We start from the raw sequence: 25,768 nt of genomic DNA, 5'->3' as shown, positions 1-25,768 counted from the left end.
AACCGGCCGTTTCCCCGACGCGTGGATACGATCAGTAAGCAGTATCAGGAACGACACTGAGCCGACGACGGGCATCACAGACGTCACTGAGGGAAGGAGGTGCCCCGTGGGAGTACTGAAGCGCTTCGAGCAGCGACTCGAGGGTCTCGTGAACGGCACCTTCGCCAAGGTGTTCAAGTCCGAGGTACAGCCGGTCGAGATCGCGGGCGCACTCCAGCGCGAGTGCGACAACAACGCCACCATCTGGAACCGCGACCGCACGGTCGTCCCCAACGACTTCATCGTGGAGCTGAGCGCGCCGGACTTCGAGCGCCTCAGCCCGTACTCCGGCCAGCTCGGCGACGAACTGGCGGGAATGGTCCGCGACTACGCCAAGCAGCAGCGGTACACCTTCATGGGGACCATCAAGGTCCACCTGGAGAAGGCCGACGACCTCGACACCGGTCTGTACCGGGTGCGCAGCCGCACGCTCGCGTCCAGCGAGTCCCAGGACCCGCACGGCGCGCAGCAGCGGGCCGCCGCCCCGTACGCTTCCGGTGGCGCGGCCACCCACGGCGGCGGCGGGTACCCGGCGGCGCGTCCGCCGGCCGGTGCGCCGCCCATGCCCGCGTCCCCGCCCCCCGGCGTCCGGCCCCTGCCCCGCACGGGCGGACCGGTTCCCGGCCCGGCGCAGGGCACCCAGACGCGGCGCTGGATCGAGATCAACGGCACCCGCCACCAGATCTCGCGGTCCACCCTCGTGCTGGGCCGCAGCACCGAGGCGGACGTACGCATCGACGACCCCGGCGTCTCGCGCCGGCACTGCGAAATCCGGGTCGGCACCCCCGCCACCATCGAGGACCTGGGGTCGACCAACGGGATCGTGGTGGACGGACAGCACACCACGCGCGCTACGCTCCGCGACGGCTCGCGCATCGTCGTGGGCAGCACCACCATCGTTTATCGGCAAGCCGAAGGGTGAAGCGGGGGCAATGTCAGAGCTGACCCTCACGGTCATGCGGTTGGGTTTCCTCGCCGTACTGTGGCTGTTCGTCATCGTGGCCGTACAGGTCATCCGCAGCGATCTCTTCGGCACCCGCGTGACCCAGCGCGGCTCCCGCCGTGGCGACACCGGCCGGCAGCAGCGCGCGGCGCAGCAGGCGGCGGCGCCGCAGCAGCAGCCCCGGCAGCAGTCCGGTGGCCGGCGCGCCGAGCGCGGCCGCCGCGGGGCCCCCACCAAGCTGGTCGTCTCCGAGGGCTCGCTCACCGGCACCACGGTGGCCCTCCAGGGCCAGACGATCTCCCTCGGCCGTGCCCACGACTCCACGATCGTGCTGGACGACGACTACGCGTCGAGCCGGCATGCCAGGATCTACCCCGACCGCGACGGCCAGTGGATCGTCGAGGACCTCGGGTCGACCAACGGCACCTATCTCGACCGGACCAGGCTGACCACCCCGACCCCGATCCCGCTCGGTGCGCCGATCCGTATCGGCAAGACCGTCATCGAGCTGCGGAAGTAGTTAGGACCATGACGACCGGAGGGTGGGCAGCGTGGCTGGAAAGGGGCTGTACCCGGAGCCGACGGGCGAGGTGCGCATGAGTCTGTCACTGCGTTTCGCCGCCGGATCGCACAAGGGCATGATCCGCGAGGGCAACGAGGACTCCGGTTACGCCGGCCCCCGGCTGCTCGCCATCGCGGACGGCATGGGCGGCCAGGCCGCCGGCGAGGTCGCCTCCTCCGAGGTGATCTCCACGCTCGTCACGCTCGACGACGACATCCCCGGCTCCGACATCCTCACCTCCCTGGGCAGCGCCGTGCAGCGCGCCAACGACCAGCTGCGCGTCATGGTCGAGGAGGACCCCCAGCTGGAGGGCATGGGCACCACGCTCACCGCCCTGCTGTGGACGGGCCAGCGCCTCGGCCTGGTGCATGTCGGCGACTCGCGCGCGTACCTGCTGCGCGACGGCGTGCTCACGCAGATCACCCAGGACCACACCTGGGTGCAGCGCCTGGTGGACGAGGGCCGGATCACCGAGGAGGAGGCCACCACGCACCCGCAGCGTTCGCTGCTGATGCGTGCCCTCGGCAGCGGCGAGCACGTGGAGCCCGACCTCTCGATCCGCGAGGTGCGCGCCGGCGACCGCTACCTGATCTGCTCCGACGGCCTCTCCGGGGTCGTCAGCCACCAGACGATGGAAGAGACCCTGGCCAGCTACCAGGGTCCCCACGAGACCGTCGAGGAGCTGATCCGCCTCGCCCTGCGCGGCGGCGGCCCGGACAACATCACCGTCATCGTCGCCGACGTCCTCGACATGGACGGCGGGGACACCCTGGCGCAGCAGGTCAGCGACACCCCGGTGATCGTCGGTGCGGTCGCCGAGAACCAGCTGCACTTCAACGACGCCGCCGCCATGCAGACCCCGGCGGGCCGCGCCTCCGAACTCGGCCGCTCCGGGCGGCCGGTGCCCCCGCAGGAGGGCGGCTTCGGCCCGCCCGGCAGCGGCGGCCCGGCTCTCGCGGCCGCCCCGGAAGGGGAGTTCGGCGGTTTCCTCGACGAGGACGAGGAGTACGTCAAGCCCGTCCGCCGCGGCAAGTGGCTCAAGCGGTCGCTGATCCTGACGGTCTGCCTCGGCGTCGTCGCCGGCGGCCTCTACGCCGGCTGGCAGTGGACGCAGTCGCAGTACTACGTGGGTGCCAAGGACAACGACCACGTCGCCGTCTACCAGGGCATCAACCAGGACCTGGCCTGGGTCAGCCTCAGCAGGCTGTACCAGGACCACCCGGAGATCGAACTCAAGTACCTCCCGGTCGACCAGCGCAGCCGCGTCGTGGACACCATCACGGTGGGCAGCCGCAGCCAGGCGGAGGCGAAGGCCAAGGAGCTCGGCACGCTCGCCGGCGCCTGCAAGAAGGAGGACGAGCGCCGCAAGGCGGAGGCCCAGCGCCGGGAGAACGAGAAGCAGAACCCGAACCAGGCCGACAAGCCCGGCGAGCCGAAGCCGGCCGCCACGCCGACGGCCCCGGCCCCCGACCCGGCCCCCACCCTCACCGAGGAAGAGCAGAAGTTGGTCCCGCAGTGCAGCAGCACCCAGCAGTGAAGCCGTAAGGGGCCAGCCAGTCATGTCAGCAACGTCACCGCTGCCGAACGCCACGGCCACGACGACGATCAGCACCGTGGGGCTGCCCAGCAGGCGCAACACCGAACTCGCCCTGCTGGTCTTCGCCGTCCTCATCCCGTGCTTCGCGTACGCCAACGTGGGCCTCGCCATGGACGGGGCGATGCCGTCCGGGATGCTCGGCTACAGCCTGGGCCTCGGCCTGATGGCGGGCGTCGCGCACCTGGTGGTGCGCAAGTTCGCCCGCTACGCGGATCCGCTGCTGCTGCCGCTGGCCACGCTCCTCAACGGGCTGGGCCTGGTGCTGATCTGGCGGCTCGACCAGTCGCCGCGGCTCATCCAGCGCGCCAAGAGCGCGTTCGGCTCCTTCCAGCCGGACGCCCCGAAGCAGCTGCTGTTCACCGCGGTGGGCATCGCGCTCTTCATCGGCGTCCTGATGCTGCTCAAGGACCACCGGATCCTGCAGCGCTACACCTACATCTCCATGGCGGTGGCGCTGTTCCTGCTGGTCGTCCCGATGTTCTTCCCGGCCGTGAACGGCGCCAAGATCTGGATCTCCATCCCGGGTCTGGGCACCATCCAGCCCGGCGAGTTCGCGAAGATCGTCATCGCGGTGTTCTTCTCGGGCTACCTGATGGTCAAGCGCGACGCCCTGGCCCTGGCCAGCCGCCGCTTCATGGGGATGTACCTGCCGCGCGGCCGTGACCTCGGGCCGATCCTCGCGGTCTGGGCGATGTCCATCCTGATCCTGGTCTTCGAGACGGACCTGGGCACCTCGCTGCTGTTCTTCGGCCTGTTCGTCGTCATGCTCTACGTGGCGACCGAGCGCACCAGCTGGATCTTCTTCGGTCTGCTGATGTCCGCCGTGGGCGCGGTCGGCGTGGCCACCTTCGAGTCCCACGTCCAGAAGCGCGTCAACGCCTGGCTCGACCCGTTCGCCTGCTACAAGACGGACCCGAGCGGCGCCTGCCAGCAGATCGGCGACGCCGTCATGTCGTTCGGCTCCGGCGGCACCCTGGGCTCCGGCCTGGGGCAGGGCAACTCCGACCTCATCGGGTTCGCCGCCAACGCCGACTTCATCCTCTCCACCGTCGGCGAGGAGCTCGGCCTGGCCGGGATGATGGCCCTGCTGCTGCTCTACGGCCTGATCGTGGAGCGCGGCGTGCGCACCGCGCTCGCCGCCCGCGACCCCTTCGGCAAGCTCCTGGCGGTCGGCCTGTCCGGCGCCTTCGCGCTGCAGGTGTTCGTCGTCGCCGGCGGTGTGATGGGTCTCATCCCGCTGACCGGCATGACCATGCCGTTCCTGGCGGCCGGCGGTTCGTCGATCATCGCCAACTGGGCCCTGATCGGCATCCTGATCCGGATCAGCGACACCGCGCGCCGCCCCGCCCCTTCCCCCGCCTCGTCCCCCGACGCCGAGATGACCCAGGTGGTCCGCCCGTGAACAAGCCCGTGCGCCGGATCGCAATCTTCTGCGGTCTCCTCGTCCTCGCACTGATGATCCGAGACAACTGGATCCAGTTCGTCCAGGCCGACGAGCTCAAGACCAACAAACACAACCACCGCGTCGACATCGCCCGTTACAGCCAGCCGCGCGGCAACATCATCGTCGACGGCGATGCCGTCACCGGCTCCACGGAGACCGGCGGCATCGACTACAAGTACAAGCGCACCTACAAGAACGGCGAGATGTGGGCCCCGGTCACGGGCTACTCCTCGCAGGTCTTCGACTCCAACCAGCTGGAGAAGCTGGAGGACAAGGTGCTCACCGGCGACGACGACCGGCTGTTCTTCAACCGCACGGTCGACATGATCACCGGCAAGGGCAAGAAGGGCGGCGACGTGATCACCACCCTCAACGCCCAGGCGCAGGAGGCCGCGTTCAAGGGCCTCGGCGACAAGAAGGGCGCCGTCGCCGCCCTCGACCCGCGCACCGGCAAGATCCTGGCGCTGGCCTCCACCCCGTCGTACGACCCCTCGACGATCGCCGGGGCCAACGACTCCAAGGCGTGGACGTCGCTGCAGAACGACAAGAACCAGCCCATGCTCAACCGGGCGCTCAAGCAGACCTACCCGCCGGGCTCCACGTTCAAGGTCGTCACCGCCGCCGCCGCGCTGCAGAACGGCCTCTACAGCGACCCGGACGTCAAGACCGACTCGCCGCTGCCGTGGGTCCTGCCGGACACCGCCGGCGTCCAGCTGAGCAACGAGGGCAACATCCCCTGCCAGAACGCCACGCTGCGGGACGCCCTCAAGTACTCCTGCAACACGGTCTTCGGCAAGATAAGCGCGGACCTGGGCAACCAGAAGATGATGGACGAGGCCCAGAAGTTCGGCTTCAACAACACCATCGACACGCCCGTGCGCGCCGTGAAGAGCGTCTACCCCAAGGACAACCGCCCGCAGAACGCCATGGCGGGCATCGGCCAGGCCTCCAACCGCGCCACCCCGCTGCAGATGGCCATGGTCGCCTCCGCGGTCGCCAACAACGGCAAGCTCATGGAGCCGTACATGGTCGACAAGCTGCGCGCGCCCAACCTCAACGTCATCGAGCAGCACAAGCCCAAGGAGATGAGCCAGCCGCTCTCCGCCGCCAACGCCCAGAAGCTGCAGAGCATGATGGAGACGGTGGTCCAGAACGGCACCGGAACCGCGGCCCAGATCGACGGCGTCAAGGTCGGTGGCAAGACCGGTACGGCCCAGCACGGCGTCGACAACAGCGGCAACCCGTACGCGTGGTTCATCTCCTACGCCAAGACCGACAACGGTTCGCCGGTCGCCGTCGCCGTGGTGATCGAGGGCTCGGACACCACGCGTGACGACATCGCCGGCGGCAAGCTCGCCGCCCCCATCGCCAAGAGCGTCATGGAGGCGGTGCTCAAGACGGAGAAGTGAGCCCGCTCACCCGCGCGGCGACCGGGCCGCAGGTCGGTACCGGTCGTGTATCGGGTGACGGTGGCGGCCGGAAGGGGCTCGGTGCGCCGGGTACGGTATGCCCGGACAGCACACCGCCGGACCCACGCCGGTGCGGTCAGGAAAACGGAAGGGCTGGAGCTATGGAAGAGCCGCGTCGCCTCGGCGGCCGGTACGAGCTGGGCTCGGTGCTCGGCCGTGGTGGCATGGCCGAGGTGTACCTCGCGCACGACACCCGGCTCGGCCGCACCGTCGCCGTGAAGACGCTGCGCGCCGACCTGGCCCGCGATCCGTCCTTCCAGGCCCGGTTCCGCCGCGAGGCCCAGTCGGCCGCCTCGCTCAACCACCCGTCGATCGTCGCCGTGTACGACACCGGCGAGGACTACGTGGACGGGGTCTCGATCCCGTACATCGTCATGGAGTACGTGGACGGGTCCACGCTCCGCGAGCTGCTGCACTCCGGGCGCAAGCTGCTGCCCGAGCGCTCGATGGAGATGACCATCGGTGTGCTGCAGGCGCTGGAGTACTCGCACCGCGCCGGCATCGTCCACCGGGACATCAAGCCCGCCAACGTCATGCTGACCCGCAACGGCCAGGTCAAGGTCATGGACTTCGGCATCGCCCGCGCGATGGGCGACGCCGGCATGACCATGACGCAGACCGCGGCCGTCATCGGCACCGCCCAGTACCTCTCGCCCGAGCAGGCCAAGGGCGAGCAGGTCGACGCGCGGTCCGACCTCTACTCGACGGGCTGCCTGCTCTACGAACTGCTCACGGTCCGGCCGCCGTTCGTCGGCGACTCCCCCGTGGCCGTCGCCTACCAGCACGTGCGGGAGGAGCCGAACCCGCCGAGCACCTACGACCCCGAGATCGCGCCCGAGGTCGACGCCATCGTCCTCAAGGCGCTGACCAAGGACCCGGACTACCGCTACCAGTCCGCCGACGAGATGCGGGCCGACATCGAGGCGTGCCTGGAGGGCCAGCCCGTGGCCGCCACCGCCTCCCTCGGCGCGCTGGGCGTCGGCGCGGGCGGCTACGGCGAGGACCAGCCGACCACCATGCTGCGCCCGCAGGACCACGGCGCCGGCCAGACGTCCATGCTGCCGCCCGTGAGCGACCACGGCGGGGGCTACGGCGGCTACGACGACGGCTCCGGCCGCGGCGGGCGCCGGGGCGGCAACGGCAAGAAGAGCAACCTGTCGACGATCCTGCTGGTCGTCGCCGGAATCCTGGTGCTCGTCGGCGCCATCTTCATCGGCAAGTCGCTCTTCAGCGGCAACGCCAACAACGGCCAGGTCACCGTGCCGACCCTGGTCGGCCAGACGCTGGACGACGCCAAGAAGATGGGCGACAACGGCGACTTCAAGGTCGTCCAGAGCGACACGAAGTTCTGCGACCAGCCCAAGGACAAGATCTGCGAGCAGAACCCGCAGGCCGGCGCCAAGATCGACAAGGGTGGCGACGTCAAGGTCGTGGTGTCCAAGGGCGCGGAGAAGATCGGCGTCCCGGACGTGCTGGGCGCGAGCTTCGACGAGGCCAAGTCCACGCTGGAGGACAAGGGCTTCACGGTCAAGCAGAAGCAGCAGGAGTCCGACCGTACGCCGGGCATCGTCCTCGCCCAGGACCCGAAGGCCGGCACCAAGGCCGACAAGGGTGCGGAGATCACGCTGACGGTCGCCGCGCAGGCGACGTCGAAGACCGTGCCGTCCGTGGTGGGCCAGCCGTTCGACGCGGCCAAGAAGCAGCTGACCGACCTCGGCTTCCAGGTGGACCGCCAGGACGAGGACTCGACCCAGCCCGCCGGCACGGTCGACCGCCAGAGCCCCGACGGCAACACCTCGGCGAAGCCGAACTCCACGGTGACGCTCTTCGTCTCTAAGGGCGCGGCGCAGAAGGCCGCGGTGCCCAACGTCGTCGGCCAGAAGCTCAAGGACGCCAAGAAGCAGCTGACGGATGCGGGCCTGGGGGTCGGGGCCATCGCCGGCCCGCAGGACGACAACGCCGTCGTCGTCCTCGCCCAGCCGGGCGTGGGCCAGCAGGTCGACAAGAACACGCCCGTCAACCTGACCACCGCCGGCACCGGCAACCCCGGCGGCGACAACTCCACGGGCCAGCCCGGGGGTCAGAACGGCGGCCAGGACGGCGGCTTCTTCGGCGGTCTGATCGGCGGCCGGAAGCACTGACGCAACACAAGAGCCCCGGCGCCTCGTTCGGAAGCGAGGCACCGGGGCTCTGTGCTGCCCGCTGCGGCTAGCGCAGCTCCGCGGGCAGGGTGCGCTTGGCGTCGACCTTCTCCGTGCGCTGGAGCTCCGCCCAGACGACATAGCGGTAGTCGGAGGTGTAGACGGGCGTGCAGGTCGTGAGGGTCAGGTAGCGGCCGGGCTTCGTCTTCCCGGACTCCTTGGGGACGAAGTCCAGGACGCTCGTGTTGAACCGCGAGGTCTGCGTCAGCTCCGCGAAGACCTTGTAGACGTACCAGGTGTCGCGCGTCTCGAAGACGACCGCATCACCGTTTTTGATCTTGTCGATGTTGTGGAACTTCGCCCCGTGCCCGTCCCGGTGCGCGGCGAGGGTGAAGTTGCCCTCCTTGTCCCACGGCATCCCGGACTTCACCGGGTCCTCGTAGTAGCCGGCGACGCCCTCGTTGAGGACGTCGGTGCCGGTGCCCTGCTTCACGAGCACCTCGCCGTTGCGCATGGCCGGGACGTGCAGGAAGCCGATGCCGTCCTTGGTGTCGAGCGCACCCGGTCCGGCGGGCTGGCGGGCCCAGTGGTCGCGGACCTGGCTGCCCTGGCGCTTGGCCTCGCGGTCGGCGAGCACGTTCGTCCACCACAGCGAGTAGACGACGAAGAGCGCCATGATCACCCCCGCGGTGATCAGCAGCTCCCCCACGACGCTGACGGTGGCGGCGATGCGCCCTCGTATCCGGGTCCCTGCCACCGCGTTCGTACCCCGCTTCGCTGTTCCTGCGTGTCTCACTCGACGAGCGCGTCCGGCTTGCCCTTGCTCCGGGGCCGCTCGTCGACCATCTTGCCCCACACGATCAGCCGGTACGTACTGGTGAACTCGGGGGTGCAGGTGGTCAGCGTGATGTAGCGGCCGGGCTTCGTGAAACCGGATCCTGCCGGGACGGGGTCGATGACCCGCACGTTCGCCGGGGACGTCTGGTCCAGGCGGCTCGTCATCTCATACGTGTAGAACGTGCTCCGGGTCTCCACAACGATCTTGTCCCCGGGCTTCAGACGGTTGACGTAACGGAACGGCTCGCCATGGGTGTTGCGGTGCCCGGCCAGCGCGAAGTTGCCCTGCCGGTCCCACGGCATGGCGGTCTTCAGGGAGCCCTCGGCGTAGTGCCCGACCATGCCCTTGTCGAGGATGCGGTGCTTGTCGATGCCCTGGGCGATGGGGGCCTTCACGTCCAGCGCGGGGATGTAGATGATCGCGAAGCCCTCGCCGGGGGAGAACGCCCCGGCGTCCCGGTCCGCGCCGCCGCCCTTGTCCCACGTGTGCTGGAGGGACTTGGCGGCGCCGCCGGCCTGGTTGTGGGCGATGACGTTCGTCCACCACAGCTGGTAGGCGACGAACAGCAGCATCACCGTGCCGAGGGTGATGAACACCTCGCCCAGCAGGCGGCTCAGGAACACGCCCAGGCTCTCGCGGCGCGCCCGCGCCGCACCGCGCTTCGCGGCCCTGCGCCGCTCGGCCCGCCCGCCCGGCGGCGGCGCCGGTTCGACCCGGCGCAGCTGCATGGTGGCGTTGTCCTCCGGCGGGAGCGGAGGGAAGGCGGCGGCGCGCGCCGCGGGGTCGTACGAACCGTAGTGTGTCTGCGTCGGCTGTGACGGCGCCGGCCAGGCGTCCTGCTCAGGCCGGAGCGTGGTCACGCCCCGGCCTTGCCCACCACCGGAGCGAGCCCGGCGGACCGCTCCACCGCTCCCGCGTCGCCGCACTCGGCCAGCCAGTTGGCGAGCATGCGGTGGCCCCACTCGGTGAGCACCGACTCGGGATGGAACTGCACTCCCTCGACGGGCAGATCGCGGTGGCGCAGGCCCATCACGATGCCCGTCTCCGTCCAGGCGGTGATCTCCAGCTCGTCGGGCCAGCCGTCCCGCTCGACCGCGAGGGAGTGGTACCGCGTGGCCGTGAAGGGCGAGGGCAGTCCCTGGAAGACGCCGGTGCCCTCGTGGGTGACCAGGGAGGTCTTGCCGTGCAGCAGCTCGGGGGCGCGGTCGACGACCCCGCCGTAGGCGGCCGCCATCGACTGCATGCCCAGGCACACGCCGAAGACCGGGACGTTCGTCGCGGCGCAGTGGCGGACCATGTCGATGCAGACACCGGCCTGTTCGGGGCCACCGGGCCCCGGCGAGAGCAGGACGCCGTCGAACCCGTCCTGTGCATGGGCCGGTTCGACCTCGTCGTTGCGGCGCACCTCGCACTCGGCACCGAGCTGGTAGAGGTACTGGACGATGTTGAAGACGAAGCTGTCGTAGTTGTCCACGACGAGGATGCGTGCGCTCACAGTGCCACTGCCATTCCGCCGCCGGGCACTGTCGCACCGGCCGGCATACCGTTGTCGACCGTCACGTCGTTGAACGGCAGCAGCGGTTCCGCCCAGGGGAACACGTACTGGAAGAGGGCGTAGACGATCGCCAGTACGAGCACGAGCGAGATCAGCGCCTTCACCCATGCGTTGCCCGGCAGGTGACGCCAGATCCACGCGTACATGCTGTCCCTACTTGCCGATGACGGAGATGACGGGGTCGTTTGACTGCATTACTGCATTGCAGCACCAGCCTAAGGGGCGGCACCCCGGGCGCGGGGGTCAGCCGTGCAAAGCCTTCGGCTTGCCCTCCTCCACCGGCCGGGTGTCCTCCAAGTGCCCCCACACGATCAGCCGGTGACTGTGGCCCCACTCCGGTTCACAGGTCGTGAGCGTCAGATAGCGGCCGGGCCCCCGGTAGCCGGAGTGGGCGGGGACGGGGTCGACGACGGCGGTGTCGTCGGGGAGCGTCGTGTACGGCCGGGTGTCGAGGCGGTAGGTGTACCAGGCGGCCCCGTCGGTGAGCACCACGGCGTCGCCGGGCCGCAGCTCCGGGAAGTCCTTGAACGGGTCGCCGTACGTGCGGCGGTGCCCGGCGACCGCGAAGTTGCCGGTGGTGCCCGGTGCGGCGGTGCGGTCGTAGTGGCCGAGGCCCTTCTTCAGCAGCTCGGTGCCGGTGCCCTCGAGGACGGGCTTGGCCCAGCCGGGGCCGAAGCGGGGGATGTACATCACGGCGAACGGGGCGCCGTCCCGGTACGCCTGCGGCGCCGACTGCCGCTCCTGCGCCCCCGGTTGCCCCGCTGCGCCCCGGCGCGGCTGCGGCGACGGCCGGTTCTGCGGGGCTGCCGTGCTCTCCGCCGGGGGCGAGGGGGCCGCGGACCACTGCTCGTGCAGCCGGCCGATCTCGCCGTCCATGGCGTGGTCGGCCCGGACCCCGGTCCAGTACAGGACGTAGACGACAAAGAGGACGATCAACGTGCCGACGGTCAGGCACAGTTCGCTGAGCGTGCGGACGACGAGTCGCGACCTCACCGGCTGGCCCCCTCCCGGGTCACCCCACGGGCTTGGCGTAGTGGAGATCCACTGTGCCCGAGTACCCCGGAAGAGTCACGGCATCGCGCTGCTCGACCTTCCAGCCGAGGCCGTAGGCGACGACGTACTGGAGGTAGTTCTGGATCGCGGGGGAGGCGTCCAGGGACTTCTTGAGCGCCCCCCGGTCACCAACAGCGGTGATCTTGTACGGCGGGGAGTAGACGCGGCCTTGGAGGATCAGGGTGTTGCCGACGCAGCGGACGGCACTGGTGGAGATCAGCCGCTGGTCCATGACCTCGATGCCCTTGGCCCCGCCCTGCCACAGGGCGTTGACGACGGCCTGGAGGTCCTGCTGGTGGATGACGAGGTCGTTGGGCTGGGGCGCCGGGACGCCGGGGATCTTCGCCGTGGCGTTCGGCGGGGCGTCGGTGAGGGTGACGGTCAGGGCCTGGCCGGACAGCGGCCGGGTGCCCGCCGCCTGCTCCAGGGCGGTGAGCTTCTTGTCCTGCTCGGCGCTGTTGCCGTTGTCGCGCCGCGCGAGGGCGTCCACCTCGGCGCGCGCTGCGGCCGCGCTCTCCTCGAGTGCGCCGTTGTTCCGGCTGCGTTCCTGGATGAGGTCCGACAGCCGCAGCATGGACGAATCGGTGCGGAGGTTGGTGCCCTTGGCCGTGTTGAAGCTCGTCCAGAAGATGAGCCCGGCGAGGGCGAAGACGGCGGCGGTCAGCAGGCGCACCGGGCGGAAGCGGAATCGCCGGACGGGCGCACCGGTGGAGTCGGCAGAATTGCTCAACGTACCCTTATCCTCTCCGACGCCGCGGAAGCACTACGCTAACGGACGCCCGGGGGCGGCAGCCGCTGCCCCGGCCCGCCGTCCCGGACGGACCCAGCCCGAAGCCCAGCGCGGTCACGCAGCGCATCGACAGGAGAGTTCCTCGTGCCGAAGTCACGGATCCGCAAGAAAGACGACTTCACGCCGCCGCCCGTGAAGCAGCAGTCCATCAAGCTGAACGCCGGGCGCCGCTGGGTGGCACCGCTGATGCTGGCGATGTTCCTGATCGGCCTGGCCTGGATCGTCGTCTTCTATGTGACGGGCGGCGACATGCCCGTCCAGGCGCTGCACAACTGGAACATCGTGGTCGGCTTCGGCTTCATCGCCGCGGGGTTCGTCGTCTCCACCCAGTGGAAGTGACGCGCTCCGTCAAGCTTTCCCCCAAGCCTTCCCGTGAGTTATCCACACCCTCGTCCACAGTGGGGAAAACTCAGAAGATCTGTGGATAACTTCCCTGGCGTTGACGCCGGTGTGACCGGGTACGAGCTCTGCGTATCCATGGGCACACCGGCACCTTCCAGCAGAAACGCAGCTCAGAGGGGCCGGGGAGGCGGGGAACGGATGTTCCCCACAGGGTGCGCAAGATCCGGCAGCTGTTGTGGACAACCTGTGCCACCACTGGTGTGGGTGACGGGCCGCCGAGGGCACCCCGGCTAGGTCAGCTGGAGCGTCCGCACGGCCACCACCGCCGCGATGGCGGCCAGCGCCACGGCGCATGTGAGCTGCTGGACGAGCACCCGCCTGCCGCGGGGCGCGTGCACCATCCCGTACGCCACCGCCGTGCCCACCACGAGACCGCCGACGTGGGCCTGCCAGGCGATGTTGGCCCAGGTGAACGTGAAGATCAGGTTGAGCACGAGCACCGCGATCACCGGGCGCATGTCGTACCTGAGCCGGCGCAGCAGCACCGCCGTGGCACCCAGCAGGCCGAAGATGGCGCCGGAGGCGCCGAGCGACGGCTGGCGCGGGTCGGCGAGGAGATAGGTCAGCGCGCTGCCGCCGAGTCCGGACAGCAGATAGAGCGCCGTGTAGCGCAGCCGGCCCAGCGCCGCCTCCAGCGGCGGGCCGAGCCACCAGAGCGAGAACATGTTGAAGGCGATGTGCACCGGCGTCTGGTGCAGGAACACCGCCGTGAGCAGCCGGTACCACTCGCCCTCGGCGACGCCCTCCAGCGGTCCGTAGCCCGTGGTCGTCGCCCGGCCGAACAGCTCCAGGGCGTCCACCAGCCGGCTGCCCGTGGCCATGACCGCGATCCAGACGGCCACATTGATCCCCAGCAGGATCTTGGTCACCAGGCGCGGGTCCGAGGTGTGCACGGCGGCCCCAGCTATGGTGCGCGGCGCGGACGCCCGCGGGTCGTGGCCGGTGCCGGACCCGCTGCTCACGCACTCCGGGCACTGGAAGCCGACCGAGGCGCCGACCATGCACTCGGGGCAGATCGGCCGCTCGCACCGGGTGCAGCGGATGCCCGTCTCCCGGCCCGGATGCCGGTAGCAGCAGACGGTCTGATCGTTCATGCTCTCCCCTTGGCGGGCACCTTGCGGGCAGCGCGGACGACACGGCCCCGCCCGTCATACGGACGGACGGGGCTCCGGGTTCCCGTGGGTCAGCGGGACTCGATCACCACGGACTCGATGCGGATGTCCTGCACCGGGCGGTCGGTGCGCGGGTTCGTCTGCGCCTCGGCGATGGCGTCCACGACCTTCTTCGAGGCGTCGTTGCTGACCTCGCCGAAGATGGTGTGCTTGCCGGTCAGCCACGTGGTCGGGGCCACGGTGATGAAGAACTGCGAACCGTTGGTGCCCGGGCCCGCGTTGGCCATGGCCAGCAGGTAGGGCTTGGTGAAGGCGAGGTCCGGGTGGCACTCGTCCCCGAACTTGTAACCGGGACCGCCGGTGCCGTTGCCCAGCGGGTCGCCGCCCTGGATCATGAAGCCGCTGATGACACGGTGGAAGATCGTGCCGTCGTACAGCTTGTCCGTGGTCTTGGCGCCCGTCTCCGGGTTGACCCACTCGCGCTCGCCCTTGGCGAGCTCGACGAAGTTCTTGACCGTCTTCGGGGCGTGGTCCGGGAGGAGCCGGATCTCGATGTCGCCCTGGTTGGTCTTCAGGGTGGCGTAGAGCTGCTCAGCCACGATCTACCTTCCATAGTGTTCACTGACGGCTACCGATCCTCGCACGGACCGGTCCGCGGCAGTAGCCACCAAACCCCCGCGCGCGGCGGCGAACCATGGCATTGTCGATCGAAGCTCCCCCGCTTGACCCGGATGCCCGCTCGCACGTGCCGGACCGCCCGTCGCCAGGCATGATTTTCCAACGGGTGGAAAGGCGACAAACCATACGCCACCGAGGAGGAGGTTCTCGTGACCCGCAAGGACAGCGTGCGCGCCGCGACCAGCACCGCCAAGGACAGCGTGCGCCACGCCGCGGAAGTGGTGGCGCCCTACGCAGGCACGGCGCGGGACGCGGCCGTGCACTACGCGCACGAGACCCGGACGCGGCTCGCGCCCAAGGTCGCCGAGGCCGCGCACCAGGCCCGCGCGCAGTACGACACGCACCTCCATCCCCGCCTCGAGCACGCCCGCGGCGCCCTCCCGCCGAAGGTGGACGCCGCCGCCACGCGCGCCGCGAAGCAGACCCGCAAGGCCGCCCGGCAGGCCGCCGACTACGCGGGCCCCAAGGTCGCGCAGGCCCGCGCGGCCGCCGAGCCGGTCCGGGAGGAGGCGGTCTCCCGCAGCGCCGCCGCCCTCGCGGCCCTGCGCGGACAGGTGACGGCCGACGAGATCGACAAGCTCGTCCGGCGCAAGTCCCGCCGCTGCCGCACCGGCCGGGCGGTCAAGCGCCTCGCCCTGCTGGGCCTGCTCGCGGGCGGCGCCGTCGCCGCCTGGAAGTGGTGGGACAAGCAGGCCAACCCGGACTGGCTCGTCGAGCCCCCGGAGGCCACCGAGGTCGCCGACCGCCCCCCGCTCTCCTCCGTCGACGGCAGCGGCCAGGACCGCTCGGTCCTCGACCCGGAGGTCCAGGCCAAGCAGGACCGCGCGGACACGGAGGCCTCGCCCGAGGGGGACAACGACCGGCCCTGACGCGGTTACCGGAATCAAGAGAGAGCCCCTCCGCCTGCCTGTCCGCCGGCCGGAGGGGCTCTCTCTCGAAGCGCGCCTCGTGGTGAAAGCCCAGCCATGTACTTCCACTTCGCCGACAAGGAGGAAGTGGCACCTCGGCCTTCAACCTCGGCAACGCAGCCGGCTCCTGGTCGGGAACCCAGTTCCTGGACGCGGGGATCGCGCTGCGCGCGGAACGGGACGCCCCCATCCCCCGGGGTGCCGGCGGCTTCTCCGGCGACGGGCCGGAAAGCGGGTGCAAAAAGACCCCTCCAACCGCGTTACCGCAGGTCAGAGGGGTCTGACAAGTGGAGCCTAGGGGAGTCGAACCCCTGACATCTGCCATGCAAAGACAGCGCTCTACCAACTGAGCTAAGGCCCCGTCCGGGAACAGACTACCTGGTGCCCGGGGTGTTTCCCGACCGGGTATCGCCGGGACCCACCACTCTCCGTAGGATGCACCGCAAGATTCGCGGCAGCGAAGCGAAGGGGAGAGCGAGATGGACGCAGCACAGCAGGAAGCCACCGCCCGCGCACGAGAGCTGCAGCGGAGCTGGTACGGGGAGCCGCTGGGGGCCCTGTTCCGCCGTCTCATCGACGACCTCGGCCTCAACCAGGCCCGTCTCGCCTCCGTTCTGGGCCTTTCGGCGCCCATGCTCTCGCAGTTGATGAGCGGTCAGCGCGCGAAGATCGGCAACCCCGCGGTGGTGCAGCGGGTGCAGGCGCTGCAGGAGCTCTCCAGCCAGGTCGCCGACGGCAGCGTGAGCGCCGCCGAGGCCGCCGAGCGGATGGAGGAGGTCAAGCGGAGCTCGGGGGGCTCGGTGCTCAACTCCACGCAGACGACGGCCAGCAGCGGAGCGCCGACCGTGCGCCGCGTGGTCCGCGAGATCCAGTCGCTGCTCCGCTCCGTGGCGGGCGCGGGGGACATCATCGCCGCCGCCGACACCCTCGCCCCCGCCCACCCCGAACTCGCCGAATTCCTGCGGGTGTACGGCGCCGGCCGGACAGCCGAGGCGGTCGCCCATTACGAGGCGCACCAGAGCTGACCGCGCCGCGACCGATGGGTGAGGTCTTCGCCGGGCGCTACGAGCTGGTGGACCCGATCGGGCGCGGCGGGGCGGGGGAGGTCTGGCGCGCCTGGGACCGGCGCCGGCGGCGCTACGTGGCCGCCAAGGTGCTGCAGCAGAGCGACGCCCACACGCTGCTGAGGTTCGTCCGCGAGCAGGCGCTGCGCATCGACCACCCCCACGTCCTGGCCCCCATGAGCTGGGCCGCGGACGACGACAAGGTGCTGTTCACCATGGACGTGGTGAGCGGCGGCTCGCTGGCCCATCTCATCGGCGACTACGGCCCGTTGCCGCCGCACTTCGTGTGCATCCTGCTCGACCAGCTGCTGTCCGGGCTCGCCGCGGTGCACGCGGAGGATGTCGTGCACCGGGACATCAAGCCCGCCAATCTCCTCCTGGAGGCCACCGGAACGGGCCGCCCGCATTTACGGCTCTCCGATTTCGGCGTCGCCATGCGCAAGGGCGAGCCGCGGCTGACGGACACCAACCTGGTGATGGGGACGCCCGGTTACTTCGCGCCCGAGCAATTGCTGGGCGAGGAACCGGACTTCCCCGCCGATCTCTTCGCCGTGGGACTGGTGGCGCTCTATCTGCTCACGGGCCGCAAACCCGACGCCGAGGCGCTCGTGGAGCGATTCGGGAAACACGGTGTGCCGAACGCGCCGGACGAGGTCCCCGCGCCGCTGTGGGACGTGGTGGCGCATCTCCTGCAGCCCGATCCGGCCATGCGTTTCCGTACGGCCGTGGGGGCGCGCAAGGCCCTTGCGGCCGCCGTCGAGCTGCTGGGGGAGCCGGCCGGTGAACAGGGCGCGCCGGACGCCGGGGAGCGGATCGAGGTCTTCGACCAGCTCGGCCCGCTGCCGCCGGGCTTCGGCCCGGACGGTCCGGAACGGCCGGAAGCGGGGGCACAAGCGAAGGCACAAGCGGAACCCCCGGCGGAACCGGCCGACTTCGTCCTCGCCCCGCCCCGGCCCGCCTACCCGCCCACGCGGCCCTACGAGGTGCCGCCGGCCCGCCCGGGGCCGCCCGCGAAGGTGGCCGTGCCCGTGCTGCTCGTGGCGCTGCTGTGCCTGGCCGTGGGCGTCTGGGCGCTCCGGGCGAGCTAGTTCACTATCGCAATCATTTTATTTGCGGAAGCAAAAAGACAGGGCCCCGGCCGTTCACCGGCCAGGGCCCTGCTTCAGTACGTGTTGCGGCTCACACACCCGAACCTGCGGGCACGGAGTCGGTCGCCTCCGTCCACAGATCCTGCTCGGCGCGATCCGCCTGGATCTGCCGGTACACGAGGAGCCCGCCGATGGCGGCCAGTGCGACCAGGAGCAGCTTCTTCACCGCGCGACCTCGTCTTTCCTTGACGTAAGGGGACCTCTGGTCGCCGATGATACACACCGGCCGATACCGATCGGTGACCTGATCCGGTCCTCCGTCACCTCGCCCCCGGCGCCAACTCCCCAAAAGCGATCGGCCCGGACGGAGAATTCCGTCCGGGCCGATCGTGCCGGTGGGGCTAACAGGACTTGAACCTGTGGCCTCTTCCTTATCAGGGAAGCGCTCTAACCGTCTGAGCTATAGCCCCTCGCTGGCTGCACCGAAAGATTAGCGCACTTGGGGCCCGGTACCAAAATCGTGCCTGGCCGGGCCCCTGAAGCCGCTATTCGTCCTCCGCCAGGGTCAGCTCCACACCACCCGTGAAACCGGCGGAGAGGTTGTAGACGAAGGCCCCCAGCGTCGCCAGGGCGGTCGCCAGGACGACATCGATGACGGCGATGACCGACGTGAAGAGCAGCACGTGCGGCAGCGACAGGAACGACTCCAGGTCGAACCCGCCGCCCTCGCCCGACGTTGCATCGCTGATGGTCCCGCCGACCGCGGAGAACACGCCCATGGCGTCCAGGACCGTCCACAGCACGGCGGCGGCCACGATGGTGCAGACGCCCAGGGCGAGCGACAGCAGGAAGCTGACCTTCATCACCGACCACGGGTCGGCCTTGGCCACCCGCAGCCGCGCCTTGCGCGTCCGCGGGGCCGTACGGGGCGCAGGGACCGCCGCGGCGGCCGGCTCCTGCCCGCTGTTCTTCCGGGCCGCCTGGGCCGTCCCGGCGGCCTTCGCGGCCTTGGCCGTCTTCGGGGCCTCAGCGGCCCCCTTGCCGCCGCGGGCCCCCTTCTCCGCGGCAGCGGACTTCGGACCGGACTCCGATGCGGAATCCGGTCCGGAACGGTCCGCCGGAGGCTCGTACGCCTTCGGCGGGTGATAGGGCTTCGGACCTCGGGTCTCCGTCACGGTTCTCCCCCTGCCTGCGGACCTGGTTCCGCTGCTCCCGTCCGACCCGGAGCGCTCGCCGGGGATTACTGCCCCGGTCTCGCCGTCGGAATCCGAGCCACGGGCGCCTGCGGTATCGGTGACGGTGCGGGCGGACCCGCTCCGTTTGACGCCGGCACCGCCGGTCGCGGTGCCCGTGGCTCGACTCACGACTTACTCCTCGGTGTCCTCGGCCGGGGGCTGTACGCCCTCGGCAGCCGCAGACCCGTCGCCCTCGGCCGTGCCGGTCAACTCCTCGACACCGTCCGCCTCGCGACCGGCCTCGGCGTTACGGGCGATGCCGACGACGGCATCGCGCTTGCCCAGGTTGATCAGTTGGACGCCCATGGTGTCACGGCCCGTCTCACGGACTTCGTCGACCCGGGTCCGGATCACGCCGCCCCCGAGGGTGATCGCCAGGATCTCGTCCCGCTCCTCGACCACCAGGGCGCCGACCAGCGAACCGCGGTCCTCCACGATCTTGGCGGCCTTGATGCCCAGACCGCCGCGGCCCTGGACGCGGTACTCGTCGACGTTCGACCGCTTCGCGTAACCGCCGTCGGTCGCCGTGAAGACGAAGGTGCCCGGACGCACGACGTTCATCGAGAGCAGCTCGTCACCCTCGCGGAAGCTCATGCCCTTGACACCCGACGTGGCACGGCCCATCGGGCGCAGCGCTTCATCCGTCGCGGTGAACCGGATGGACTGGGCCTTCTTGCTGACCAGCAGCAGGTCGTCCTCGGCCGACACCAGCTCGGCGCCGATGAGTTCGTCCTCGGCACCGCTCTCCGTCTCGCGGAGGTTGATGGCGATGACGCCGCCGGAACGGGGCGAGTCGTAGTCCTTCAGCGGAGTCTTCTTCACCAGGCCGGACTTGGTGGCCAGCACCAGGTAGGGCGCGGCCTCGTAGTCGCGGACGGCGAGGATCTGGGCGATCTTCTCGTCCGGCTGGAAGGCCAGCAGGTTGGCCACGTGCTGGCCGCGGGCGTCGCGGCCGGCGTCCGGGAGCTCGTAGGCCTTGGCCCGGTAGACCCGGCCCTTGTTGGTGAAGAACAGCAGCCAGTGGTGCGTGGTGGAGACGAAGAAGTGGTCGACGATGTCGTCTTCCCGCAGCTTCGTGCCGCGCACGCCCTTGCCGCCGCGCTTCTGCGAGCGGTAGTCCTCGGTCTTGGTGCGCTTGACGTAGCCGCCGCGGGTGATCGTGACGACGATGTCCTCCTCGGCGATCAGGTCCTCGATGGACATGTCGCCCTCGAAGGGCACCAGCTGGCTGCGCCGGTCCTCGCCGAACTTCTCGACGATCGCGGTGAGTTCCTCGCTGATGATCCCGCGCTGCCGCTCGGGCGAGGCGAGGATCGCGTTGTACTCGTTGATCTTCGCCTGGAGTTCGTCGTGCTCCGCGGTGATCTTCCGGTGCTCCAGGGCGGCCAGCCGGCGGAGCTGCATCTCCAGGATCGCGTTGGCCTGGATCTCGTCGATCTGCAGCAGGCCCATCAGGCCCTCGCGGGCGACGTCGACCGTGTCGCTGCGCCGGATGAGTGCGATGACCTCGTCGATCGCGTCGAGCGCCTTGAGCAGGCCGCGCAGGATGTGGGCGCGCTCCTCGGCCTTGCGCAGCCGGAAGCGGGTGCGCCGGACGATGACCTCGACCTGGTGCGTGACCCAGTTGCGGATGAAGGCGTCCAGCGACAGGGTGCGCGGCACGCCGTCGACCAGCGCCAGCATGTTCGCGCCGAAGTTGGTCTGCAGATCGGTGTGCTTGTACAGGTTGTTGAGGACGACCTTGGCGACCGCGTCCCGCTTGAGGACGATCACCAGGCGCTGGCCGGTGCGCGAGGAGGTCTCGTCGCGGACGTCGGCGATGCCGCCGATCTTGCCGTCCTTCACCAGGTCGGCGATCTTCTGCGCGAGGTTGTCCGGGTTGACCTGGTAGGGGAGTTCGGTGACCACCAGGCACTGGCGGTTCTGGATCTCCTCGACCTCGACCACGGCACGCATGGTGATCGAGCCGCGGCCGGTGCGGTAGGCCTCCTCGATGCCCTTGCGGCCCACCACGAGGGCGCCGGTCGGGAAGTCGGGGCCCTTGATGCGCTCGACGAGCGCGTCGAGCAGCTCCTCGGGGGTGGCCTCCGGGTTGGCCAGGAACCACTGGGCGCCCTCGGCCACCTCGCGCAGGTTGTGCGGGGGGATGTTGGTGGCCATGCCGACCGCGATGCCGGCGGAACCGTTCACCAACAGGTTGGGGATACGCGACGGAAGGACCGTCGGCTCCTGGTTGCGGCCGTCGTAGTTGTCCTGGAAGTCGACGGTCTCCTCGTCGATGTCCCGGACCATCTCCATCGACAGCGGCGCCATCTTGCACTCGGTGTACCGCATGGCGGCGGCCGGGTCGTTGCCCGGGGAACCGAAGTTGCCGTTGGAGTCGACCAGCGGCATCCGCATCGCCCAGGGCTGGGCCAGGCGGACGAGCGCGTCGTAGATGGAGGCGTCGCCGTGCGGGTGGTACGTACCCATGACGTCACCGACGACGCGGGCGCACTTGTAGAAGCCCTTCTCGGGCCGGTAACCGCCGTCGTACATCGCGTAGAGCACGCGGCGGTGCACCGGCTTGAGGCCGTCCCGCACGTCGGGGAGCGCACGCGAGACGATGACGCTCATCGCGTAGTCGAGGTACGAGCGCTGCATCTCGGTCTCGAGCCCGACGGGCTCGACGCGCATGCCCACGCCCTCGATGGTGGCGGGCTGGCCCTCCGGCGTGGTGCCGTCGGGCGTGACAGGGGCCTCAGGGGTGGTCTCGTCGGCCATTGCTGTTCAAAGTCCTTTCGAGCGGCTGCTGTTGTCCGGCCGACTCAGATGTCGAGGAAACGGACGTCCTTGGCGTTGCGCTGGATGAACGAGCGCCGTGCCTCGACGTCCTCGCCCATGAGCACCGAGAACAGGTCGTCCGCCTGGGCGGCGTCGTCCAGCGTGACCTGGCCGAGGACGCGGTGGTCGACGTCCATGGTGGTGACGCGCAGCTCCTCGGCGTTCATCTCGCCGAGACCCTTGAAGCGCTGGACCGAGTCGTCCTTGATCCGCTTGCCGTTCTCCCGGCCGAGCTGGATCAGCGCGTCGCGCTCGCGGTCGGAGTAGGCGTACTCGAAGTCGTCCTTGCCCCACTTGATCTTGTAGAGCGGCGGACGGGAGAGGTAGACATGCCCGGCCTCGACCAGCGGCCGCATGAAACGGAACAGGAAGGTCAGCAGCAGGGTGTTGATGTGCTGGCCGTCGACATCGGCGTCCGCCATCAGAATGATCTTGTGATAGCGGAGCTTCGAGATGTCGAAGTCCTCGTGCACACCGGTGCCGAACGCGGAGATCAGCGCCTGGATCTCGGTGTTCTGCAGGATCTTGTCGATCCGCGCCTTCTCGACGTTGAGGATCTTGCCGCGGATCGGGAGGATCGCCTGGTACTCGGGGTTCCGGCCGGACTTGGCCGAGCCGCCGGCGGAGTCGCCCTCGACGATGAAGATCTCGCACTTGGTCGGGTCGTTCGACTGGCAGTCCGAGAGCTTGCCCGGCAGCGACGCCGTCTCCAACAGGCCCTTGCGGCGGGTCAGATCGCGCGCCTTGCGGGCCGCCACGCGGGCGGTGGCCGCCTGGATGGACTTGCGGATGATGTCCGCGGCCTCGTTGGGGTTGCGGTCCAGCCAGTCGGTGAGCTGCTCGTGGACGACCTTCTGCACGAAGGTCTTGGCCTCCGTGTTGCCCAGCTTGGTCTTGGTCTGGCCCTCGAACTGCGGCTCGCCGAGCTTGACGGAGATGATCGCCGTCAGGCCCTCGCGGATGTCGTCGCCCGTGAGGTTGTCGTCCTTCTCGCGGAGCAGCTTCTTGTCCCGGGCGTAACGGTTGATCAGACCCGTCAGCGCCGCGCGGAAGCCCTCTTCGTGAGTACCGCCCTCGTGCGTGTGGATGGTGTTGGCAAAGCTGTACACACCCTCGCTGTACTGGGTGTTCCACTGCATCGCGACCTCGAGGGAGAGCATCCGCTCCTTGTCCTCGGCCTCGAACGAGATCACCGTGGGGTGGACCAGCTCGCCCTTGCGGGAGTTGAGGTACGTGACGAAGTCGGAGATGCCGCCCTCGTAGTGGTACCGGACGTTGAGGGGCTTGCCCTCCTCGTCCACATGGTCCGGGCGCTCGTCCGTCAGCGAGATGGTCAGGCCCTTGTTGAGGAACGCCATCTCCTGGAAACGCCGCGACAGCGTCTCGAAGGAGTACTCGGTGGTCTCGAAGATGTCGCCGTCGGCCCAGAAGGTGACCGAGGTGCCGGTCTCGTCCGTCGCCTCGTTCTTCTGCAGCGGAGCGGTGGGGGCACCGAGCTTGTAGTCCTGGGTCCAGCGGAAGCCGTCGCGCTTGACCTCGACCGCAACGCGCGTCGACAGGGCGTTGACGACGGAGACGCCGACGCCGTGCAGACCGCCGGAGACGGCGTAGCCGCCGCCGCCGAACTTGCCGCCCGCGTGCAGCACGGTCAGCACGACCTCGACGGCCGGCTTCCCCTCGGAAGGCACGATGTCCACCGGGATGCCACGGCCGTTGTCGACGACGCGCACACCGCCGTCCGGCAGGATCGTCACGTCGATGGTGTCCGCATGCCCGGCCAGGGCCTCGTCGACGGAGTTGTCGACGACCTCGTACACGAGGTGATGCAGACCACGCTCACCGGTGGAGCCGATGTACATGCCGGGCCGCTTGCGGACCGCGTCCAGACCTTCCAGAACGGTGATCGCGCTGGCGTCGTACGACGGCTCACCGCCGGGCGCGCCGGATGCGGCGGCCACGGAAGGGGAGGAGGTGATGTTCTCGTTGGGGTTGCCGGAATCGGCCACGAAGCGCCCTTTCTGGCACAGCACAGGCCTTCCCCTGCCTGCGGCGGGGGGACCCCGCCCGGGGCAAGGCAGGAGCGGCTGCGTCGTTCTGCGTTGGTCGACGAGTCCCGCAAGCGGCGGGATTGTTACCAGTCTACCGGTAGCGCCGACATGAATGGGGGTTTGGCGGTGCCTGAGTCCTCATGTGCCGCCCTGAACCGGCATCAGCCGACTCCCTATACGGCGACCGGGGCTCCAGGACGCTCACAGCGGCACTCAGCGCTTCCGGATGTCAACCACCCGCTACGGTGCGCGCAGTCGCGTACCGCACCATGCGCATCACGGGTCAACCCGCCGCGCCGGATCACCCGTAGGTGTCGCCGGGGCCGCGGCTGCCGGGGGCCCGCAGCGAGCCGTACCGGCGTGCGGGGCCGCCCGGGCCCAGCACCTTGATCATTTTCACGGTGCCCTGGCCGAGATCCGCGTTCAGCCGGGCCACCAGCTGCGGGGCCAGCAGCCGCAGCTGCGTCGCCCACGCCGTCGAGTCGCACTGCACCGTCAGCACGCGCTCGTCCTCGTCGTACTTATGCGGCTCGCAGTGCAGGGCCACCTCCGGGCCCACGATCTGCGGCCAGCGGCCCATCACCCCGCCCACCGCGGCGGGCGTCTCCCAGCCGCGCTCGGTGATCAGGCGGTTGATCGCGGCGCCCAGCGGCAGCGGATCGCGGCCGTCGGCGCGGGCCCCGGAGCGCAGGCCGCCGCGGCGCGCCTGCTTCTTCTGCTGCGCCGCGTTGCCGCGCGCCCGCGCCTGCTCCTTCGCGGCGCGCAGGGCGACCCGCGCCAGGTCCACACCGGACGGCTCCGGCGGCTTGGGGGCCGGCTGCTCGCTCATACGCGCTCGACCCTGCCTTCCGCGACCGCGTACCGCGCACCCACCAGCAGGTCCGGCACGTCGTCGTCCACGGCGGCCGTCACCAGCACCTGCTCCCCCGGTGCGACCAGCTCCGCCAGCCGCTCCCGGCGCCGGGCGTCCAGCTCCGCGAAGACGTCGTCCAGCACCAGCACCGGCTCGTTGCCCTCGGAGCGCAGCAGCTCGTACGAGGCCAGGCGCAGCGCCAGCGCGTACGACCAGGACTCGCCGTGGCTCGCATAGCCCTTGGCGGGCAGCCGGCCGAGCCGGAGCAGCAGGTCGTCGCGATGCGGGCCGACCAGCGTCACACCGCGCTCGATCTCCTGCTTGCGGGTCTCCGCGAGCGCGGCCAGCAGCGCCTCGTACAGTTCCTCGCGCGTCTGCGCGTCCTCGATGCCGGACGGGCCGCGGTAGTCGAAGGAGACCGGGCCGCCGCCCGGGGCCAGCTGCTCGTACGCCTTGTCGGCCAGCGGGCGCAGCGTGGTGATCAGGTCGAGCCGCTGCGCCAGCAGTTCGGCGCCCGCGCGGGCCAGGTGCTGGTCCCAGATGTCGAGGGTCGACATGTCCATCTGCCGGCCGCCGTGCCGACGGGCCATCGCGGCCGACTTCAGCAGGGTGTTGCGCTGCTTGAGCACGCGCTCGTAGTCCGAGCGCACGCCCGCCATGCGCGGGGTCCGGGCCGTGATCAGCTCGTCCAGGAAGCGGCGGCGCTCGCCCGGGTCGCCCTTGACCAGCGCCAGGTCCTCGGGTGCGAACAGGACCGTCCGCAGGATGCCGAGCACGTCGCGCGGTTTGACCTGCGAGGAACGGTTGATGCGGGCCCGGTTGGCCCTGCCGGGGTTGAGCTCCAGCTCGATCAGCTGCTGCCGCTCGCCCTGGACGACCGAGGCGCGGACGACCGCCCGGTCCGCCCCCATCCGCACCAGGGGCGCGTCGGAGGAGACCCGGTGGCTGCCGAGGGTCGCCAGGTAGCCGACGGCCTCGACGAGATTGGTCTTGCCCTGGCCGTTGGGGCCGACGAATGCCGTGACGCCCGGGTCCAGCGGGACCTCGGCCCGGGCGTACGAGCGGAAGTCGGCCAGCGACAGATGCGAAACATGCATGGGTGGCGAGCCGACCTCCCCCGGCTTGT

Annotated in this window: 23 protein-coding genes, 2 tRNA genes and 1 pseudogene; 10 read left to right on the top strand and 16 right to left on the bottom strand. The window is 69.9% G+C overall.

The features are described from left to right. Nucleotides 1-106: 106 nt before the first annotated feature. From HG542_RS03975 to pknB, 6 genes are all read left to right on the top strand, one after another. On the top strand, nucleotides 107-961 hold the full coding sequence (locus tag HG542_RS03975) for an FHA domain-containing protein (RefSeq protein ID WP_171078600.1): 855 nt from the start codon (nucleotides 107-109) through the stop codon (nucleotides 959-961). Nucleotides 962-971: 10 nt separating this feature from the next. Further along, nucleotides 972-1,502, top strand: coding sequence for an FHA domain-containing protein FhaB/FipA (locus HG542_RS03970; protein ID WP_171078599.1), 531 nt, complete (start codon nucleotides 972-974; stop codon nucleotides 1,500-1,502). A gap of 76 nt (nucleotides 1,503-1,578) precedes the next feature. Then, complete coding sequence (locus HG542_RS03965; protein WP_171078715.1) at nucleotides 1,579-3,081, top strand: Stp1/IreP family PP2C-type Ser/Thr phosphatase; 1,503 nt, start codon at nucleotides 1,579-1,581, stop codon at nucleotides 3,079-3,081. 22 nt (nucleotides 3,082-3,103) lie between these two features. Beyond that, nucleotides 3,104-4,543 (top strand): FtsW/RodA/SpoVE family cell cycle protein, encoded by a 1,440-nt coding sequence (locus HG542_RS03960; protein WP_373313138.1) that lies wholly within the window; start codon nucleotides 3,104-3,106, stop codon nucleotides 4,541-4,543. Then, nucleotides 4,540-5,994, top strand: coding sequence for a peptidoglycan D,D-transpeptidase FtsI family protein (locus HG542_RS03955; protein WP_171078598.1), 1,455 nt, complete (start codon nucleotides 4,540-4,542; stop codon nucleotides 5,992-5,994). Before HG542_RS03960 ends, HG542_RS03955 begins: the two co-directional genes overlap by 4 nt. Nucleotides 5,995-6,155: 161 nt before the next feature. Further along, nucleotides 6,156-8,195, top strand: coding sequence for a Stk1 family PASTA domain-containing Ser/Thr kinase (gene pknB / locus HG542_RS03950; protein WP_171078597.1), 2,040 nt, complete (start codon nucleotides 6,156-6,158; stop codon nucleotides 8,193-8,195). 67 nt (nucleotides 8,196-8,262) lie between these two features. Here pknB and HG542_RS03945 read toward each other — a convergent pair whose 3' ends face one another. From HG542_RS03945 to HG542_RS03920, 6 genes and pseudogenes are all read right to left on the bottom strand, one after another. Beyond that, nucleotides 8,263-8,952: a class E sortase gene (locus HG542_RS03945; protein ID WP_227723395.1), complete on the bottom strand. Its 690-nt coding sequence runs from the start codon at nucleotides 8,950-8,952 to the stop codon at nucleotides 8,263-8,265. 35 nt (nucleotides 8,953-8,987) lie between these two features. Further along, nucleotides 8,988-9,722 (bottom strand): annotated as a pseudogene (locus HG542_RS03940) (class E sortase); the annotation flags it as partial. A 167-nt stretch (nucleotides 9,723-9,889) separates the two neighbouring features. Then, nucleotides 9,890-10,528, bottom strand: coding sequence for an aminodeoxychorismate/anthranilate synthase component II (locus HG542_RS03935; RefSeq protein WP_171078595.1), 639 nt, complete (start codon nucleotides 10,526-10,528; stop codon nucleotides 9,890-9,892). After that, nucleotides 10,525-10,734 (bottom strand): hypothetical protein, encoded by a 210-nt coding sequence (locus tag HG542_RS03930; RefSeq protein ID WP_171078594.1) that lies wholly within the window; start codon nucleotides 10,732-10,734, stop codon nucleotides 10,525-10,527. The genes HG542_RS03935 and HG542_RS03930 overlap by 4 nt, the downstream gene beginning before the upstream one ends. 97 nt (nucleotides 10,735-10,831) lie before the next feature. After that, nucleotides 10,832-11,581 carry a class E sortase gene (locus HG542_RS03925; RefSeq protein WP_171078593.1) on the bottom strand — a complete coding sequence of 250 codons (750 nt, stop codon included), beginning with the start codon at nucleotides 11,579-11,581 and terminating at the stop codon, nucleotides 10,832-10,834. Between the two features lie 19 nt (nucleotides 11,582-11,600). Beyond that, nucleotides 11,601-12,371 (bottom strand): DUF881 domain-containing protein, encoded by a 771-nt coding sequence (locus tag HG542_RS03920; RefSeq protein ID WP_171078592.1) that lies wholly within the window; start codon nucleotides 12,369-12,371, stop codon nucleotides 11,601-11,603. A 144-nt stretch (nucleotides 12,372-12,515) separates the two neighbouring features. Here HG542_RS03920 and crgA point away from each other — a divergent pair, with 144 nt between their 5' ends. Further along, nucleotides 12,516-12,770 (top strand): cell division protein CrgA, encoded by a 255-nt coding sequence (gene crgA, locus HG542_RS03915; protein WP_171078591.1) that lies wholly within the window; start codon nucleotides 12,516-12,518, stop codon nucleotides 12,768-12,770. A 293-nt stretch (nucleotides 12,771-13,063) separates the two neighbouring features. Here crgA and HG542_RS03910 read toward each other — a convergent pair whose 3' ends face one another. Beyond that, a complete protein-coding gene (locus HG542_RS03910; RefSeq protein ID WP_171078590.1) occupies nucleotides 13,064-13,927 on the bottom strand; it encodes a rhomboid family intramembrane serine protease in 864 nt (287 codons plus the stop codon). Nucleotides 13,928-14,016: 89 nt separating this feature from the next. Further along, nucleotides 14,017-14,544: a peptidylprolyl isomerase gene (locus tag HG542_RS03905; RefSeq protein WP_171078589.1), complete on the bottom strand. Its 528-nt coding sequence runs from the start codon at nucleotides 14,542-14,544 to the stop codon at nucleotides 14,017-14,019. Nucleotides 14,545-14,772: 228 nt separating this feature from the next. On the opposite strand from HG542_RS03905, the gene HG542_RS03900 reads away from it, so the two are divergent. Continuing rightward, on the top strand, nucleotides 14,773-15,492 hold the full coding sequence (locus HG542_RS03900; protein ID WP_171078588.1) for a DUF5324 family protein: 720 nt from the start codon (nucleotides 14,773-14,775) through the stop codon (nucleotides 15,490-15,492). 327 nt (nucleotides 15,493-15,819) lie between these two features. Here the strand turns inward: HG542_RS03900 and HG542_RS03895 are convergent. Then, nucleotides 15,820-15,892: transfer RNA gene (locus HG542_RS03895), tRNA-Ala, on the bottom strand. A gap of 118 nt (nucleotides 15,893-16,010) precedes the next feature. Here HG542_RS03895 and HG542_RS03890 point away from each other — a divergent pair. Next, the gene (locus HG542_RS03890) at nucleotides 16,011-16,556 is read left to right on the top strand and encodes a helix-turn-helix domain-containing protein (protein WP_171078587.1); all 546 of its coding nucleotides are present in this window, start codon (nucleotides 16,011-16,013) and stop codon (nucleotides 16,554-16,556) included. Nucleotides 16,557-16,570: 14 nt separating this feature from the next. Next, entirely contained in the window at nucleotides 16,571-17,683 is a 1,113-nt protein-coding gene (locus HG542_RS03885; RefSeq protein WP_171078586.1) for a serine/threonine-protein kinase, read from the top strand. 91 nt (nucleotides 17,684-17,774) lie between these two features. Here the strand turns inward: HG542_RS03885 and HG542_RS34480 are convergent, their stop codons facing one another. The 7 genes from HG542_RS34480 to recF all read right to left on the bottom strand — a co-directional run bounded on the left by HG542_RS34480 (nucleotide 17,775) and on the right by recF (nucleotide 25,739). After that, entirely contained in the window at nucleotides 17,775-17,909 is a 135-nt protein-coding gene (locus tag HG542_RS34480) for a DLW-39 family protein (protein WP_003958712.1), read from the bottom strand. Between the two features lie 170 nt (nucleotides 17,910-18,079). Next, nucleotides 18,080-18,153, bottom strand: a tRNA-Ile gene (locus HG542_RS03875). 75 nt (nucleotides 18,154-18,228) lie between these two features. After that, on the bottom strand, nucleotides 18,229-18,858 hold the full coding sequence (locus tag HG542_RS35910; protein ID WP_171078585.1) for a DUF3566 domain-containing protein: 630 nt from the start codon (nucleotides 18,856-18,858) through the stop codon (nucleotides 18,229-18,231). Between the two features lie 192 nt (nucleotides 18,859-19,050). Next, the gene (gene gyrA, locus HG542_RS03865) at nucleotides 19,051-21,681 is read right to left on the bottom strand and encodes a DNA gyrase subunit A (RefSeq protein WP_171078584.1); all 2,631 of its coding nucleotides are present in this window, start codon (nucleotides 21,679-21,681) and stop codon (nucleotides 19,051-19,053) included. A gap of 44 nt (nucleotides 21,682-21,725) precedes the next feature. Beyond that, on the bottom strand, nucleotides 21,726-23,771 hold the full coding sequence (gene gyrB / locus HG542_RS03860; protein ID WP_171078583.1) for a DNA topoisomerase (ATP-hydrolyzing) subunit B: 2,046 nt from the start codon (nucleotides 23,769-23,771) through the stop codon (nucleotides 21,726-21,728). 319 nt (nucleotides 23,772-24,090) lie between these two features. Further along, nucleotides 24,091-24,618, bottom strand: a complete 528-nt coding sequence (locus tag HG542_RS03855) for a DciA family protein (RefSeq protein WP_171078582.1) — start codon at nucleotides 24,616-24,618, stop codon at nucleotides 24,091-24,093. Further along, entirely contained in the window at nucleotides 24,615-25,739 is a 1,125-nt protein-coding gene (recF, locus tag HG542_RS03850) for a DNA replication/repair protein RecF (protein ID WP_171078581.1), read from the bottom strand. The genes HG542_RS03855 and recF overlap by 4 nt, the downstream gene beginning before the upstream one ends. Nucleotides 25,740-25,768 lie beyond the last annotated feature (29 nt).

Source organism: Streptomyces morookaense, assembly GCF_013030945.1.
GTDB classification, from domain to species: Bacteria; Actinomycetota; Actinomycetes; order Streptomycetales; family Streptomycetaceae; genus Streptomyces; species Streptomyces morookaensis.
The sequence above is the reverse complement of the archived record's forward strand: the minus strand, read 5'-3'. Positions and strand labels throughout refer to the sequence as shown.

Excerpts from the sequence above, each read along its gene's own strand:
- HG542_RS03970 (WP_171078599.1), top strand. The coding sequence starts at position 972 with ATGTCAGAGCTGACCCTCACGGTCATGCGGTTGGGTTTCCTCGCCGTA.
- HG542_RS03965 (WP_171078715.1), top strand. The coding sequence starts at position 1,579 with ATGAGTCTGTCACTGCGTTTCGCCGCCGGATCGCACAAGGGCATGATC.
- HG542_RS03960 (WP_373313138.1), top strand. The coding sequence starts at position 3,104 with ATGTCAGCAACGTCACCGCTGCCGAACGCCACGGCCACGACGACGATC.
- pknB (WP_171078597.1), top strand. The coding sequence starts at position 6,156 with ATGGAAGAGCCGCGTCGCCTCGGCGGCCGGTACGAGCTGGGCTCGGTG.
- HG542_RS03930 (WP_171078594.1), bottom strand. The coding sequence starts at position 10,734 with ATGTACGCGTGGATCTGGCGTCACCTGCCGGGCAACGCATGGGTGAAG.
- HG542_RS03910 (WP_171078590.1), bottom strand. The coding sequence starts at position 13,927 with ATGAACGATCAGACCGTCTGCTGCTACCGGCATCCGGGCCGGGAGACG.
- HG542_RS03890 (WP_171078587.1), top strand. The coding sequence starts at position 16,011 with ATGGACGCAGCACAGCAGGAAGCCACCGCCCGCGCACGAGAGCTGCAG.
- HG542_RS03885 (WP_171078586.1), top strand. The coding sequence starts at position 16,571 with ATGGGTGAGGTCTTCGCCGGGCGCTACGAGCTGGTGGACCCGATCGGG.
- gyrA (WP_171078584.1), bottom strand. The coding sequence starts at position 21,681 with ATGGCCGACGAGACCACCCCTGAGGCCCCTGTCACGCCCGACGGCACC.
- HG542_RS03855 (WP_171078582.1), bottom strand. The coding sequence starts at position 24,618 with ATGAGCGAGCAGCCGGCCCCCAAGCCGCCGGAGCCGTCCGGTGTGGAC.
- recF (WP_171078581.1), bottom strand. The coding sequence starts at position 25,739 with ATGCATGTTTCGCATCTGTCGCTGGCCGACTTCCGCTCGTACGCCCGG.